This window comes from Pseudochrobactrum sp. sp1633 (assembly GCF_030376605.1).
Taxonomy (GTDB): Bacteria; Pseudomonadota; Alphaproteobacteria; order Rhizobiales; family Rhizobiaceae; genus Pseudochrobactrum.
In genome coordinates this window covers 186,848-202,684 of record NZ_JARRAE010000004.1, presented here as the reverse complement: position 1 = coordinate 202,684, position 15,837 = coordinate 186,848, and the positions used below count along the sequence as shown (strand labels likewise).

Genomic DNA, 15,837 nt, shown 5'->3' with positions numbered 1-15,837 from the left:
TGTCAGCTGCACGATTTCAAGGCCGCGCTTTTGAGTGCGGCCTTAATCTTATCTGCCTGTATAGTCAGCGCGCATCATTTGTTGTAAATATCACCCTGCGCTAAGTTAATAACACTTTGTCAATCATACTGACCGATAATGCTGAACAAACTGATCGCTGCTGAAAATTTGCCTTTTTGCCATTTCAGGATATTTTGTTCCAACTCTTGCGTAATATTGCCGGTGACCCTTATGAAACTGAGAACTGCAATTTTTGCTTCACTGATCGCAACCGTCGCTCTTGCCGGTTGTCAGGGCTCTGTCTTTGACGGTGTCGGCGCTAAAGCTGAACGTGAGTTGCCTTCCAAAGTTCTGGCTAAAATTAAAGCCAAAGGCATGAATAAAACCTCACCGGTTATGGCGCGTATCTTCAAAGAAGAAGGCGTATTGGAAGTCTGGAAGCAGAAGACCAATGGTCGTTATGACATGGTTGCCTCTTATGAAATCTGCAAATGGTCAGGCAAACTCGGTCCTAAATATGTAGAAGGCGACCGTCAGGCGCCGGAAGGTTTCTATTCCGTTTCTGCAGCGCAGATGAACCCGAATTCGCAATATTATCTCTCCTTCAATCTCGGCTTTCCGAATGCTTATGACCGCGCCAATGGCCGCACAGGTCAGCACCTGATGGTGCATGGCGCCTGCTCTTCTGCCGGTTGCTATTCCATGACAGATGAAAGCATGTCCGAGATTTATGCTTTCGGCCGCGATGCGTTCAAAGGCGGACAGCGTGATTTTCAGGTTCAGGCCTATCCGTTCCGCATGACCGCTGCCAATATGGCGCGTTATAAGCATGACCCGAATTACGAGTTCTGGACCATGCTCAAACAGGGCTATGACCAGTTCGAAATTACCAAAGTACCGCCAAAAGTTGATGTTTGCGGTAAGCGCTATGTCTTCAACCAAAACTTCCCGGGTCAGCAGGGTATTTCGGCCTCAGCTTCCTGCCCGCCGATGTCACAACCTGATTCAATCCAGTCTGCTTATTCCAGCTATCAGAAGACCTATGACGCAGCTTTTTCCAGCGCGCTGAATAAATCATCGAAGAAGCAGCCTGCGCCTTCAATCATGGGTGTTCAGGAAGCGAAGTTGGTCTCTGACTGGAGTGCGCGACGTGCACGTGGTGAGAAAGTATCGCGGACACCGCCATCCTTAAGCCCGGCTTCTTCCGAGACACCAGGAGCACCGGATACAGCGGTACAACCAACCGCAATCGCACAGAGCCCTGCACCTGTTGCAGCAACGGTGGCTGCGACAGCTCCGCTTGCAGCCCAGCCAACGCTTGATCAGAATGCAACCGCATCTGTTCCTGTTCCAAATACCAATCCGGAAGCGGCCGCTGCTGTGGCCCCTCAGGTGACACCTGATATGCCGGCAGCACCGGCAGAGAAAAAATCGCTCTGGAACCGGATGACTGGTCAATAATGGCCGGTTCTGAGACTGTGTTTTTCTATGATTTTAAGGGGCTGCAATGCCCCTTACCTGTTTTGAAAACCCGCAAAAAATTACAAGATTTAAATGCCGGTGACGTGATCAGAATTGAAACGACTGATCCGCTTTCTCCGCTGGACATAGCCCACTTCTGCCAGACAGAAGGACACATTCTGCTTGAGCAGCAGAGTGAGGGTCGGATTTTTCATTTTCTTATTCAAAAAGGCTAGAGCGTATCCCGAAAAGTGGGAACCGGTTTTCGGATAAGATACGCGTAAAAACAAATAGATAGAGCATTTCTGTGATTCAAAATATACTGGAAATGCTCTAGAGCATTTCACAGTCAAGTTGGATCAACTTGACGCCCGTGATAATGCGGCAAATTAAAGAATCTAGAGCGCTTTGCATCCGACTGAACACAGAGCGCTCTAAACTACCAGCGCTTCATGGAAAATCCGGGGATCGCCAGAGGATTATCAGTCAGCGCCTGTGCATCCGCCTGATCAATACGCGGTTTTCCTAAAAACGCATCAAACATATCGCGCACATAGCTCTCGTCCAGATCTTTGGTAATCAGCACCAGACGTGTCTGATATTTGCTGTCCTGCAATTCCTGCGGCCATGCTTTTAAGCGCACAGGCGGATGCAATATCTGCTGCACGCCATGAATAACCAGTGGTCGTTCAGCATCTTCAGCAACAGCTATAATGCCCTTCATGCGTAACAGTTTATCGCCATGCGTTGAGCGCAACAAATCCAGAAACATCTCAATGGCTGCAAAAGGCACCGGCGCATCATGCTTCAGCGAGAATGACCGGATCGTTGCATCATGATGATGGTGGTGGTGATGCTCACCATGATGATGGCCTGAACAACCGGCACCGTGAATCTCACAAACATGATCATCGTGGGAATGATGGTCGTCATAGCTATCTGCTTTGAGCCAGTTCTGCACATCCGGTGCTTTTCCTGCCGGATTATACAGCCCGCAATCAAACAATGCTGCATAACCGATTTCTTCTGCCTCATTATCATAGATATCTGCTGCCGGATTGAGCACTGCGATACGGGACTTCAAAACAGCAACGGTGTTCTTATCAGCAAGCTCAGATTTGGTAATGACAATCCGGTCAGCCACAGCAATCTGTTTCACAGCCTCTATATGCGCATCCAGCGTTGCCATGCCATTCACAGCATCAACGGCGGTAATCACACCATCCAGCTTCAATACCTGCATCAGCACCGGATGCCCCATCAATGCCTGCAAGACGGGCACCGGATCAGCCAGACCGGTTGTCTCAATCACAATGCGTTGCAATTCATTGATCTTGCCCAGCTGAACGCGCTCAATCAAATCCGACAGCGTATCCACCAGCTCTCCGCGCACCGTGCAGCACAGGCAGCCGTCAGCGAGCTGAATAACACCGTCCGCTGCCTGCTCAACCAACAGATGATCAATACTCACATCACCGAATTCATTGATAATAACTGCCGTATCCTGCAAGGCAGGATCTTTCAGCAAGCGATTGAGCAAGGTCGTTTTACCCGCGCCCAGAAAGCCTGTAAGCACAGAAACACTGATCGGTTTGAAGGACATGTCAGACCTTTAATTCACTGCTGTTGTCATCGCACCGCGCATCGGGCGCTGCAACGGGATCGGCACTTGCGAAATATGCAATGCTGCTCCCGACTGTACATCCGGTGCTTTAGTGAGCAGGCCAACAGGAACAGCAACCGGCTCGCGGGTCATTGCGGTGATATAAGGCGAATTGATTTTAAGGCGCCCTTCCACATCACGGCCATCCCAACGGTCAGACATAGCCTGCTGACTGCAAATCTGCGCACGCAAATCGGTCGCCTGATTATTGTTACTGCCATAAGGTGCAAGTGTTGCCAGCGTTGCTCCACCGCCGCCACGGGTTGCAAAACCATTCTGCAGCAATTCTGCAGCCTTCAAAGCACGGTCTTCCTGCTTTGCAGCACCCAAAACAATCGCCACAATCGTACGGCCATTACGGGTTGCAGAACCGGCAAGGTTAAAACCGGATGCGCAGACAAAACCTGTCTTCATCCCGTCCGCACCGTTAAAGCGGCCAAGCAGGATATTGTAATTGGCCTGAACTTTTTTGCCCTCGCCCGGATCAATTGCTTCCGTATTGAAGTAATGGGCATATTCAGGGAATTCACGGCGCAACTGAGCGGCCAGCAAAGCCATGTCGCGCGCAGTCGAATAATTGTTCGGATCTGGCAGACCGTGCGGATTGGTAAAATTTGAACCAATCATGCCGATGCGCTTCGCCTCAGCATTCATCATTTTTGCAAATCCGGCTTTGCTGCCGCCGATGCTTTCACCAACCGCAACCGAAACGTCATTGGCTGATTTCACCAGCATGATTTTTAATGCGTTGTCGAGCGTCAGCACCGAGCCGGCCTTATAGCCCATTTTGCTCGGCGGTTCTTTGGTTGCAGCTACAGACATCCGCACCGGCGATTCCAGTGTTTTCTGACCAGAGCGCAATGCGCGGAAAACCACATAGGCTGTCATCATTTTAGTCAGCGATGCCGGATACCAGCGCTTAAAGGCATCGTTATGATCGAGCACTTTTCCGGTTGCTACATCAACAGCCATATAAGGATTGGCTTCGGCCTGGGAAATAGCCTGCGACACCACAAGGCACGACACAGTCAATGTCAGAACGGATTGTTTTAAAATACGCGGGATCATGGGATGACCACCTTTCGGGAAGAAATATTCAACAGACAGGCATTCCGGATTTAAACTCTGATTATCCGCAGATCACAACCTGCCATCAATGCATCAGGTCTTCAAACGGTATAAAACGGCAAAAATCCGGTCGTCAGAAAAAATGCCTGCGCATTTTTACGTAAGTACACTTTTCTACTCCAGACGCAGCATAAAAGGCAAAGACCGATTGGCGAAATTTTATAAAACACACTATGTTATCTGAGAGCGTTGTGTTTTACCCACACCGGCTCATGCCTGATATAATCTTTGCATAATTCCTGAGAACGATAAATACGCTCAGGATTACGTTATCCACACACCGCCTCGGAGGAGAGGCACACAGGTTCGGAGAACAGGAAATGCCGCTTTTAGACCGCGCTGCACAATTACAACAGGAAGTCAGCCTGTGGCGCAGACATTTACATAGCAAACCGGAACTACTTTATGACGTTTACGAAACTGCGGCATTTGTAGAAGAGAAATTACGTGAATTCGGTTGTGATCAGGTCGTAACCGGCATCGGACGAACCGGCGTGGTCGGCGTTATCAAAGGTAAAAAAGGCTCAGGTCAGGTGATCGGCCTGCGTGCAGATATGGATGCATTGCCGCTGACTGAAACCGGCGCACCGGAATGGGTATCGCAAAATCCGGGTAAAGCGCATTCATGCGGCCACGACGGTCATACTTCCATGTTGTTGGGCGCTGCAAAAATCCTTTGTGAAACCCGCGATTTCTTTGGAGAAGTCGTTGTGATTTTCCAACCGGCTGAAGAAGGCGGTGCGGGCGGTCTTGCGATGGTCAAAGACGGCTTGATGGATAAGTTCAACATTGTTGAGGTCTATGGCATGCACAATATGCCGGGCATCGCAGTTGGTGAACTGGCAGTGTGCAAAGGCCCGATCATGGCCGCAACTGATGAATTCACCATCACTATCAATGGTAAAGGCGGCCATGCGGCACAGCCGCATCGTAACATTGATCCGATCGTCATCGGCTCCCAGCTGGTTACAGCATTGCAGAGCATTGTTTCACGTGGATCAAACCCGCTTGATTCACTGGTGATCTCGGTTACCAAATTTAATGCCGGTGAAGCTTACAATATCATTCCGGAAAAAGCGGTGCTGGCCGGAACAGTTCGCAGCCTCACAAAACACAACCGCGCATTTGCTGAAAAACGCATCCGCGCACATTGTGAAGCATTTGGCCTCATGAATGGCATCACCATCGATCTTGATTTTAAAAACAACTATCCGGTGACATTCAACCATTCCGGCCAGACAGAGATCGCAGCTGATGTTGCCGACAAGGTCAGCATCAATGGACCTATCACCCGTGAAGTTGAACCGATGATGGGCGGCGAGGATTTTTCCTACATGCTCGAAGCGCGTCCGGGTTGCTATATTTTCCTCGGCAATGGCGAAAGCGCAAACCTGCATCACCCTGCCTATGACTTTAACGACAATGCCCTGCCCTATGGCATGAGCTATTGGGTGGAACTCGTGCAGTATCGCCTTCAAGAAGCACAGCTGCAGCCAGCGGATAAAATCGCTGCCTGATAAGCAGTACCCAAAACTGCATGATATCTAAGAAAACGGAGAGGGACACCCTTCTCCGTTTTTATTTATGCTGCAATCATTCTCATATTTTCTGCCCCGCCTGCCCTTGGCTTACGGCTAAAAAATCAGTATGTGTGCAACAGAAAGTCTGGTCCCGTAGCTCAGTAGGATAGAGCGCAAGATTCCTAATCTTGAGGCCACTGGTTCGAATCCAGTCGGGATCACCACTCATCTTATCATTTTACTGCCGCTTGTCTGAGCCGGATAAAATCCTAAATAAGCTTTAGTTTTTGAGTAAATGTGAGTTTCAGGCATGACGGACAATCCCGATAGTATGGCATCATCTGCACTGCATATGGCCTATAAAACGGATATTGTTATCATCGGAGCCGGACAGGCCGGTTTATCCTCAGCCTATCATTTACAAAAGCAGGGTCTTAAAGCCGGCAAGAATTTTCTAATTCTGGACAAATCTCCCAATGCAGGCGGTGCATGGCAATATCGCTGGCCTTCCCTCACGCTCAGTACCGTGAACCGGATACACGATCTTCCGGGCATGTCTTTCACGGATGTACTTGAGCCGGAAACCTCAGAAGTCAAAGCCTCTGTTGCTGTCCCAAAATATTATGCAGCCTATGAAAGCAAATTCCATTTGCCGGTTTACAGACCAGTCAATGTCAATGTTGTTTGCGAACGCAGCGGGCGTTTCAGAATAGAAACCGACCGTGAGACCTTTTCTGCCCGCGGGTTAATCAATGCCACAGGCACATGGGAAACACCGGTCATTCCGCATTATACCGGCGCAGAGCTTTTTAAAGGGCAGCAGCTTCATACCAAGGATTATCAGTCGGCAGATGTTTTTGCCGGTAAGCATGTGGTTATCGTCGGCGGTGGTATTTCTGCCTTGCAGCTGCTTGATGAAATATCCAAAGTCACAACGACAACATGGGTTACGCGTCACGAGCCGCAATTCAGAGATACCCCCTTCAGCGAAGAAGACGGGCGTGCAGCCGTTGCCATTGTTGAGGATCGTGTCCGGCGCGGGCTTGTGCCAGGTTCCGTTGTATCCGTCACCGGCATTCCCCTCACCCCCGCATTACGCGCAGCCCGTGAGCGCGGTGCATTAAACCGGCTACCCATGTTCAGTGAAATTACAGAAACCGGAATCCGCTGGGCAGATGGTGCGCAACAAAATGCCGATGTCATTTTATGGTGCACCGGATTCCGCAGTTCTCTGGATCATCTTGCACCATTACAAATCCGGGAAGACAATGGCGGTATTGTTATGGGTGGCAGACTGGCAACACAGGTTGTTAAAGACCCGCGTATTCATCTGGTCGGCTACGGCCCCTCTGCTTCAACTATTGGGGCGAACCGCGCAGGCAGTGCCGCCGCAAAAGAGCTGAGTGAATATCTCAACCTGCTTTATTCTATAAAATATAATTTATAGAATTTCATGTTAAGTTTTCATTCACCACGATGATTCACGTGAAACAACTATGCTTTTGCCGCCACGGCAGCCCGTAATAATAGCGGTAAAATGCCTCCCGTCACACTAACCGTTGTGATGCGCGTTGACCTCCCTAAGAGAACTGATTATTCGTTTTGATCGGGACGCGGAACAGAGGGAGATTTTCATGCGTACACTTATTCTGGCATTGCTCTCAACAGCTATGGCCACAACGATGATCGCTGCACCGGCAAGTGCTAAAGATGTCAGTATTGCAGTCACAGCAATTGTAGAACATCCGGCTCTTGATGCAGCCCGTGACGGCGTAAAAGATGCTCTTGCAGCTGCCGGTTATAAAGAAGGTGAAAACCTTAAATTCACCTATCAGTCTGCTCAGGGTAACCCTGCAACAGCAGCACAGATCGCGCGTCAGTTTATCGGCGAAGCGCCTGATGTGATTGTGCCGATCTCCACCCCTTCTGCTCAGGCAGTTGTGTCCGGCACCCGCGACATTCCGGTTGTTTTCACTGCCGTGTCTGATCCTGTTGGTGCACAGCTTGTAAAAAGCATGGATAAGCCTGGCGGCAATGTCACCGGCCTGTCCGACCTTTCTCCGGTTGCAGATCACGTCAAACTGATCAAAGAAGTTGCACCGAATGTAAAGACAATCGGCTTCCTCTATAATTCCGGTGAAGCCAATTCGCTTTCGCTTCTCGAAGGTCTGAAGGTTGCTGCCAAAGAAGGCGGTCTGGAAGTGGTAGAATCCGCTGCAACCAAATCCGCTGAAGTACAGGGCGCTGCCCGCGCGCTGATCGGCAAAGCAGATCTGATTTATATCCCGACCGACAACACTATTATTTCTGCGCTTGAAGGTGCGGTCAGCGTAGCAGAAGAAGCCAAAATTCCTCTGATGACTGCTGACACAGATTCCGTCAGCCGTGGTGCTTTCATCGCTCTCGGCTTCAACTATTATGATGTTGGCAAGCAGACCGGTGAAGTGGTTGTCCGTATCCTGAAGGGCGAAAAGCCAGGTGACATTCCTGTCAATGTTGCTGCCGGTACCGATCTGGTAGTCAATCTGGTTGCAGCCAAAAAAATGGGTATTGAAATCCCTCAGGCTGTAGTTGACCGCGCAAGCAAGGTCATCAAAGAGTAATCTGCATACAAACCGGTAAAGCTGCTTTACCGGTTTTTCATCATCAGACATTCAGGTTTTATTTCAACAACAGCCTGAATGTCCTGATCATCTCCTTTGCATAATCCATATCCGGTAATTGCCACCACGCGGATTATGCTCAGATTTCAACAGGCAGGCTGCCCCGTATTATCAGACCGGTCAGAGCAGAAATTCTGTAATTGACCCGCATGAAAATGCCGGCCGTCTGCACAAGCCGAAGGAACTTTATTGTGAGTCTGATCGCTTTTTGGGGTGCGGTCGAATTAGGTCTGGTCTTTTCATTTGTAGCTCTCGGCGTCTATCTGTCGTTCCGTGTGCTTGATTTTCCAGATCTGACTGTGGATGGTTCCTTTCCACTCGGCGCCGCTGTTACCGCTGTTCTTATTATTGCCGGTGTCAATCCTTGGCTCGCTGCGCTGTTTGCCATGATGGCGGGCGCTATTGCCGGACTGGTCACAGCAACATTAAATATCCGCTTCGGCATTCTTAATCTTCTGGCTTCCATCCTCACCATGACTGCACTTTTCTCAGTCAATTTGCGTGTGATGGGCAAGCCGAATGTTGCACTTATCAATCAGGATACGATGATCTCGCCATTCTATGGCCAGGGTATTCCTGAATATTATGTGCGTCCGCTTTTCGTAGGCGTGCTTGTTATTGTTGCCGCTTTTCTGGTCTGGCGTTTTCTTGAAAGCAATATCGGTCTGGCCATGCGTGCAACCGGTGCCAATCCGCGCATGGCGCGGGCACAGGGCGTAAAGACAGATCGCCAGATTTATCTCGGCATGGCAATGTCCAATGCTCTGGTTGCACTTGGTGGTGCCTTATTTGCCCAAACCAACGGCTTTGCGGATGTTACCTCCGGTGTCGGTACAATTGTTGTCGGTCTTGCTGCGGTAATTATCGGTGAAACATTGTTCCGAACCCGCTTCCTGCTCTGGGCACTGATCGGCTGTATCATCGGTTCTATTCTTTATCGTATTGCCATCCAGCTGGCGCTGAGCAGTGATTTCATCGGGCTCAAAGCGTCTGACCTTAATCTGGCAACAGCCGTATTGGTTACACTGGCACTGATCCTGCCACGCCTGCGTCGCGGAGGTGCTTCCAAATGATTGATATTTCAAATCTGGGCGTTATCTTCGGGCGTGGAACTCCCCTGCAGAAACAGGCACTTTCCGGGATCAATCTCATGATTGAAGAAGGGACTTTTGTTACTGTAATCGGTTCCAACGGTGCGGGAAAATCGACCCTGCTCGGCGCCCTCGCCGGTGACGTCCAAGCCTCTGAGGGTAAAATCCTGATCGGCAATAAAGATGTCACCAAACAGTCAACGGCTGATCGTGCCTCTATGGTTGCACGCGTGTTTCAGGATCCTCTGACCGGCAGTTGCGGTGCATTGTCGATCGAAGAAAATCTTGCCCTCGCAGCCATGCGCGGACAAAGACGTGGCCTCTCCCATGCGCTCAATCATACGCGTCGCGAACTGTTCCGCGAGCGGATTGCCGGTCTCAATCTCGGGCTGGAAAACCGCGTGCAGGATCGCATGGATCTGCTCTCCGGTGGTCAGCGTCAGGCGCTGTCTCTGATCATGGCCACACTGACCAAGTCAGAAGTCCTGTTGCTTGATGAGCATACTGCTGCGCTTGATCCGGGCATGGCAGATTTCATCATGAAACTCACGAACAAGCTGGTCAGTGAAAACAAACTGACCACATTGATGGTAACGCATTCAATGCAGCAGGCGCTGGATTTCGGCACACGCACCATCATGCTTCATGGCGGCAATATCATTCTCGATGTTTCCGGCGATGAGCGTAAAAACCTCACCGTTAAAGATCTGATTGATATGTTCAAGAAAGTCCGTGGTGAAACGCTTGATGATGATGCCCTGCTGATCCAGTAAGGTAATCTGAAAACTGAAATTGAAAATGCCGCGCTCATCCCGCGGCATTTTTATTTGAAAACTGAAACACAGATTTCACTTTAGCTGCCTTTGTTGTAAGCAGACTTATGGCACAGAAAAAAGCACATGAAGTTGACGGGTTTCTCGCGCGTCCGGCTCAAACCGGTACGGTAATCCTGCTCTATGGTCCGGACAAAGGTCTTGTCAGTGAGCGCGGTGCAAAACTCGCAAAGCTCACAGGCCTGCCTCTGGATGATCCTTTTGCCGTTTTGCGTATTGAAGCGGATGAAATCGACAAGGATCCTGCCCGCCTGATTGATGAAGCCAGAACCATTTCCATGTTCGGCGGTAACCGCCTGATCTGGATTAAAAATGCTTCGGCGCAAAAAAATCTGGCCGAAGCTGTAAAAAACCTGATTTCTGAACCGCCTCAGGATACCTATATTTTGATTGAGGCTGGCGATCTGAAAAAAGGGGCAGCCCTGCGCACCAATGTAGAAAACGGCGCCACAGCGATGGCTCTGCCTTGCTATAGCGATGATGCACGCGGCATCGATGGGTTGATTGATGATGTTCTACTTGCCAATAATCTGCAAATCTCCGGGGATGCCCGTCAGTTTCTGCGCATGAGCCTTGGTGGTGATCGTCTTGCAACCCGTGGTGAGCTTGAAAAACTTTGTCTCTATGCGCGCGGTCAGCAGCGCATTGAGCTTGAGGATGTACGGGAATCTGTCGGCGATGTTGCCGCTCTTTCTCAGGATGAAGTCATTGACGCCGTCTTGATCGGTGATCTGCCAAAGTTCAACATTGCCTTTGACCGCGTGGTCAATACCGGCACGCACCCTTTCCTGCTTGTCAATTCCGCCATCCGCCAGTTCAGCCAATTGCAGAGTTTACGCTATAGTATGGAAGCTGAGAACAAACCGGCCGGTCTTGTGGTGAATTCCGCCAAACCACCGATTTTCTTTGCACGGAAAAAACTGGTTGAGACAGCTTTAGGGCTTTGGAGCCTCGCTTCACTCATTCGCGTTGCAGACAGACTTCAACGTACCGTTCTGGAAAGCCGCCAGAATGCCGCCCTCTCCACTGCCATTATCAGGCAAGCTTTTATTGCGCTAACCGTAGAAGCAATAAGAAATAAACAAAGACGATAAATTTTTACTAATAAAAAAGCCGGTACTAAGACCGGCTATTCTTATTAATTTTAATATATTAGCTTTGTAAACGGCGGCAAATCTCATCCAATTGTTCAAGTGAACTATAACGGATACGAACCTCACCACCACGATCACGGTGGTTAATTTCAACTTTCATGCCGGTTACATCAGAAAGCAGTTTTTCTAATGCCCGTGTATCAGCATCTTTTTCAACAGGTGCACGCTCTGCTTTAACTGCCGGAATGCCTTTGCTCTCAGCCTGAGACAAAGCCTCAACCTGACGCACAGACAAACCTTCTTTAACAATACGCTCTGCAACAGCCTGCGGATTTTCCATTGTAATCAATGTCCGCGCATGACCGGCAGTCAATGCACCATCATTAATCAGCCCCTGAACTTCTGCAGGCAGTTTCAAAAGACGCAGCGTATTCGCAACATGGCTACGGCTCTTACCGATAACCTGTGCCAGATCAGCCTGCGTATAATCATGTTCATCAATCAGCAGCTGATAGCCCATTGCTTCTTCAACAGGGTTCAGATCCGCACGCTGTACGTTCTCGATAATTGCCAGCTCAAGAGCAACACGATCATCAACATCGCGCATGATAACCGGAATTTCAGTTAAACCAGCACGCTGCGCTGCACGCCAGCGACGTTCACCGGCAATCAGCTCAAAGTGCTCACGATTTTCCGGTGCCGGACGCACAACAATCGGCTGTACAATGCCATGTTCACGAATGGACTGCGCCAGATCTTCCAGCTCAGCTTCCGTAAAAATGCGGCGTGGGTTACGCGGATTGCGGCTCACAAATTCAATAGGCACATAACGTTCAAGCGGAACCGGTGCCTTGCGTTCTTCCACAGGCCGGTCGATATCCCCAATCAGAGCTGCCAGACCGCGACCAAGACGCTTTTTTGAAGGATCATCGTTCATCAGTTGAATGCTTTCTGCAAATTGTTACGTATTCGAATCGAATATTCAGTTTCATGCTGCGGTGCGAAGCTGGCGTTCCCGCTGGATCACTTCGGAAGCCAACTGAAGATAAGCCTGACTTCCCGCGCATTTCAAATCATATAGAATTGCTGGTTTGCCGTGTGACGGCGCTTCTGAAACTCGCACATTACGCGGAATAACCGTGCGATAGACTTTTTCGCCCATGAATGCGCGAACATCATCAACAACCTGATTGGCCAGATTATTACGGCTGTCATACATTGTCAGAACAACGCCCTGAATAGACAATTCAGGATTCAGTGAATTGCGAACCTGATTGACGGTTTCAAGCAGCTGGCTGAGACCTTCCAAAGCGAAGAATTCGCATTGTAACGGTACCAGAACAGAGTCTGCAGCGGCCATAGCATTCAACGTCAGAAGATTAAGTGATGGCGGGCAATCAATCAAAATATAGCTAAAATGATCAGCAATACCTGAATCAAAGCGTAATGCATCACGCAAGCGTCTGGTTCTGTCCGGCGCATTGGAAATTTCCATTTCAATACCAAGCAAATCCAGCGTCGATGCAACCAGATAGAGATTAGGCACATCTGTCGCTATAGCTGCTTCAGGTACTGAAGCGCTCTGAGTCAGCACATCATAGGACGATAATGGGCGATTTTTGCGATCGACACCAAGTCCAGTGCTGGCATTGCCCTGCGGATCGAGATCAACAATCAATACATTTTCACCGATTGCAGCCAATGCAGTTGCCAGATTAATGGCAGTTGTGGTTTTACCCACTCCGCCTTTCTGGTTCGCGATCGTTATAATCCGTGTTCTGTTATTCATAATAATTGTCCCGAATAACTTCCGTTTTAATGCTCATTCAATGCCAAGACCATTCAACGACGCTGTAAATTACTAATTTCCAGAATGACAGAATCTGCTTCTATCGCGCTTTCATGCCGTACCAGATCAAATTTCCAGTTCGGCAGGCTTTCATCAATCTCGCGTTGATAATCACGTCCCTTTTGAAACAACGCTTTAGCACCCTTAGTCATCCACGGCTCAGTCAGCTCAAAGAGTTTATCCAATGAAGCCAAGGCTCTGGCTGTTATAATTTCCGGAACTTGAACCTGCTCATAACAGCTTTCGATTCTGGCATTTATAACTTGCCCGGGAGCACGAAATTGAGCCAATGCATTTCTGAGAAATGCTGATTTTTTACTATTACTCTCAACCAAACGAATAGATCCACTCGTCTGTTTCAGCATAATTGCCAGCACAACACCTGGAAAGCCACCACCTGAACCTAAATCCAACCAATGTTTTGCTTGCGATGCCAGTTTAAAAAGCTGAACACTATCAAGAATATGGCGCTCCCATAGCGTTTCCAGTGTATTTGGCGAAGCCAGATTGATTGCTTTAGACCACTTTTTGAACAGTATTTCAAAACCAATCAGATCATCGGCTGTTTCACGTGAAACAGATGGGTATATTTGTTTCAGTGAATCAAAATATTTATCTTTTGTCATGCTGGTTTTGCCAAATCACCCGAAATATCCTGTGCAATACCATGCCTGCGGATATGTGTTATCAATAATGCGATTGCCGCAGGAGTCATCCCCTCAATTCTTTGCGCTTCAGCAATATTTGAAGGCAGACGCTTTTCAAGCTTTTGCTTGAGCTCAAGTGAAAGACCAGAAATTGTTGAAAATTGAATTGACTGCGGAATAATCAACTGCTCTTCGCGTTCCATCACTGCAATATCAGCCGTCTGTCTGTCCAGATAAACGGAATATTGCGCTTCAATTTCCAAAGCTTCTTTTGTCGCCGAAGACAGACCAGAAAGCTCAGGCCAAACTTCTGTGAGGCGCTCGAGATTAATATCCGGATAAGAAAGAAGATCATAGAGCGTGCGGCGAACTCCGTCTTTGTTGAGATTTAAACCGAAACCGGCCGCTGCATTCGGCGTAATCGACAGCGATTGAGCAAGCTCCCTCGCCTGATCCAGTTCCTGCTTTCTCTCATTAAACCGTGTTTGCCGCGCTGAACCAATAAGCCCCCATGTTTCACCCAACGGTGTCAAGCGGCTATCAGCATTATCTGCACGAAGCGAAAGTCTGAACTCAGCGCGCGATGTAAACATGCGGTAAGGTTCACTGACACCACGCGCTGTCAGATCATCGATCATCACACCAATATAGGCTTCTGTACGTTGCAGGATAACCGGTTCACTACCACTGGCACGGCGCGAAGCATTGATACCGGCAAGCAAGCCTTGTGCGCCAGCCTCTTCATAACCGGTAGTACCGTTAATCTGTCCTGCCAGAAACAAGCCTTGAACACGTCGTGTTTCAAGACTACGGGTCAATTCACGCGGATCAATAAAGTCATATTCAATCGCATAACCAGGCTGCAACATTTTAGCATGTTCCAACCCGGGTATGGTTTTCAAAATACCAAGCTGAACATCTTCAGGCAGACTGGTCGAAATGCCATTCGGATAAACCGTATCATCATCGAGACCCTCCGGTTCCAGAAAAATCTGATGTCCATCACGGTCACCGAATTTGACGATTTTATCCTCAATCGATGGGCAATAGCGCGGACCAATACCTTCAATATTCCCTGAATACATTGCCGAGCGATGAATGTTATCACGGATCAATTGATGCGTGGCATCTGTGGTGCGCGTAATTCCGCAATCAATCTGCGGTACAGTGATCTTATCCGTCATCATAGAAAACGGTACCGGATCTTCATCTGCGGATTGTTTATCCAGACTTGCCCAGTCAATTGTCTTGCCATCAATACGGCAAGGTGTACCGGTTTTTAAACGGCCTAAGGCAAAGCCCAAACCAATTAGACGTTCAGATAGCCCCAGAGCCGGTTTTTCACCCATGCGTCCGGCAGGGATAGTTTTTTCACCAATATGAATAAGACCGTTCAAGAATGTACCGCTTGTCAGCACTACAGAAGCACAATTGATAACTGTACCATCCATCAGCTGAACAGCTTTGACTGTACCATTCTCAACGAGAATATCTGCCGCGCCGCCTTCAATAACAGTGAGGTTTTCTTGATCTCTGATGAAACTTTGAATAGCCAGACGATATAATTTACGATCTGCTTGAGTACGCGGGCCGCGAACTGCAGGACCTTTACGACGATTCAATAAACGAAATTGAATGCCGGCCTGATCAGCAGCCTTACCCATCAAGCCATCAAGAGCATCTATTTCACGAACAAGCTGTCCCTTCCCTAATCCGCCAATGGCAGGATTACAGGACATAACACCTATTGTATCAAAATGATGCGTTACTAAAGCAGTTTTAGCGCCTGTTCTTGCTGATGCTGCGGCAGCTTCTGTGCCTGCATGACCACCACCAATAACAATGACGTCGTAAAAACCTGTCATAATCATATCCAAAACTTGTTTGG

Annotated in this window: 14 protein-coding genes and 1 tRNA gene; 9 read left to right on the top strand and 6 right to left on the bottom strand. The window is 48.9% G+C overall.

Going from position 1 to position 15,837, the window contains the following annotated elements; genetic code table 11:
* Positions 1–231: 231 nt before the first annotated feature.
* On the top strand, positions 232–1,461 hold the full coding sequence (locus P8H26_RS06360; RefSeq protein ID WP_289632054.1) for a hypothetical protein: 1,230 nt from the start codon (positions 232–234) through the stop codon (positions 1,459–1,461).
* The gene (locus tag P8H26_RS06355; RefSeq protein WP_289632053.1) at positions 1,461–1,697 is read left to right on the top strand and encodes a sulfurtransferase TusA family protein; all 237 of its coding nucleotides are present in this window, start codon (positions 1,461–1,463) and stop codon (positions 1,695–1,697) included. The genes P8H26_RS06360 and P8H26_RS06355 overlap by 1 nt, the downstream gene beginning before the upstream one ends.
* A gap of 203 nt (positions 1,698–1,900) precedes the next feature.
* On the opposite strand, the gene P8H26_RS06350 is transcribed toward P8H26_RS06355, so the two are convergent.
* Together P8H26_RS06350 and P8H26_RS06345 are read right to left on the bottom strand one after the other, a co-directional pair.
* A complete protein-coding gene (locus P8H26_RS06350) occupies positions 1,901–3,064 on the bottom strand; it encodes a GTP-binding protein (RefSeq protein WP_289632051.1) in 1,164 nt (387 codons plus the stop codon).
* 9 nt (positions 3,065–3,073) lie between these two features.
* Positions 3,074–4,096, bottom strand: coding sequence for a D-alanyl-D-alanine carboxypeptidase family protein (locus P8H26_RS06345; RefSeq protein ID WP_374708247.1), 1,023 nt, complete (start codon positions 4,094–4,096; stop codon positions 3,074–3,076).
* Positions 4,097–4,572: 476 nt separating this feature from the next.
* Here P8H26_RS06345 and P8H26_RS06340 point away from each other — a divergent pair, with 476 nt between their 5' ends.
* The 7 genes from P8H26_RS06340 to holA all read left to right on the top strand — a co-directional run bounded on the left by P8H26_RS06340 (position 4,573) and on the right by holA (position 11,453).
* Positions 4,573–5,769: a M20 aminoacylase family protein gene (locus P8H26_RS06340; protein WP_289632049.1), complete on the top strand. Its 1,197-nt coding sequence runs from the start codon at positions 4,573–4,575 to the stop codon at positions 5,767–5,769.
* 150 nt (positions 5,770–5,919) lie between these two features.
* Positions 5,920–5,996: transfer RNA gene (locus P8H26_RS06335), tRNA-Arg, on the top strand.
* Between the two features lie 107 nt (positions 5,997–6,103).
* The gene (locus P8H26_RS06330) at positions 6,104–7,219 is read left to right on the top strand and encodes an NAD(P)-binding domain-containing protein (RefSeq protein ID WP_289632047.1); all 1,116 of its coding nucleotides are present in this window, start codon (positions 6,104–6,106) and stop codon (positions 7,217–7,219) included.
* A 187-nt stretch (positions 7,220–7,406) separates the two neighbouring features.
* A complete protein-coding gene (locus P8H26_RS06325) occupies positions 7,407–8,375 on the top strand; it encodes an ABC transporter substrate-binding protein (RefSeq protein WP_374708241.1) in 969 nt (322 codons plus the stop codon).
* Between the two features lie 251 nt (positions 8,376–8,626).
* The gene (locus P8H26_RS06320; protein WP_289632046.1) at positions 8,627–9,508 is read left to right on the top strand and encodes an ABC transporter permease; all 882 of its coding nucleotides are present in this window, start codon (positions 8,627–8,629) and stop codon (positions 9,506–9,508) included.
* Positions 9,505–10,299 (top strand): ABC transporter ATP-binding protein, encoded by a 795-nt coding sequence (locus P8H26_RS06315; RefSeq protein ID WP_289632045.1) that lies wholly within the window; start codon positions 9,505–9,507, stop codon positions 10,297–10,299. The genes P8H26_RS06320 and P8H26_RS06315 overlap by 4 nt, the downstream gene beginning before the upstream one ends.
* A gap of 107 nt (positions 10,300–10,406) precedes the next feature.
* The gene (holA, locus tag P8H26_RS06310) at positions 10,407–11,453 is read left to right on the top strand and encodes a DNA polymerase III subunit delta (protein WP_289632044.1); all 1,047 of its coding nucleotides are present in this window, start codon (positions 10,407–10,409) and stop codon (positions 11,451–11,453) included.
* Positions 11,454–11,511: 58 nt separating this feature from the next.
* On the opposite strand, the gene P8H26_RS06305 is transcribed toward holA, so the two are convergent.
* From P8H26_RS06305 to mnmG, 4 genes are read right to left on the bottom strand one after another with little or no spacing between them, the layout of a single operon-like run.
* Complete coding sequence (locus P8H26_RS06305) at positions 11,512–12,390, bottom strand: ParB/RepB/Spo0J family partition protein (RefSeq protein WP_289632043.1); 879 nt, start codon at positions 12,388–12,390, stop codon at positions 11,512–11,514.
* Positions 12,391–12,441: 51 nt separating this feature from the next.
* Positions 12,442–13,242 carry a ParA family protein gene (locus P8H26_RS06300; RefSeq protein ID WP_289632042.1) on the bottom strand — a complete coding sequence of 267 codons (801 nt, stop codon included), beginning with the start codon at positions 13,240–13,242 and terminating at the stop codon, positions 12,442–12,444.
* A gap of 53 nt (positions 13,243–13,295) precedes the next feature.
* A complete protein-coding gene (rsmG, locus tag P8H26_RS06295; RefSeq protein WP_289632041.1) occupies positions 13,296–13,928 on the bottom strand; it encodes a 16S rRNA (guanine(527)-N(7))-methyltransferase RsmG in 633 nt (210 codons plus the stop codon).
* Positions 13,925–15,820: a tRNA uridine-5-carboxymethylaminomethyl(34) synthesis enzyme MnmG gene (gene mnmG / locus P8H26_RS06290; protein ID WP_374708240.1), complete on the bottom strand. Its 1,896-nt coding sequence runs from the start codon at positions 15,818–15,820 to the stop codon at positions 13,925–13,927. The genes rsmG and mnmG overlap by 4 nt, the downstream gene beginning before the upstream one ends.
* Positions 15,821–15,837 lie beyond the last annotated feature (17 nt).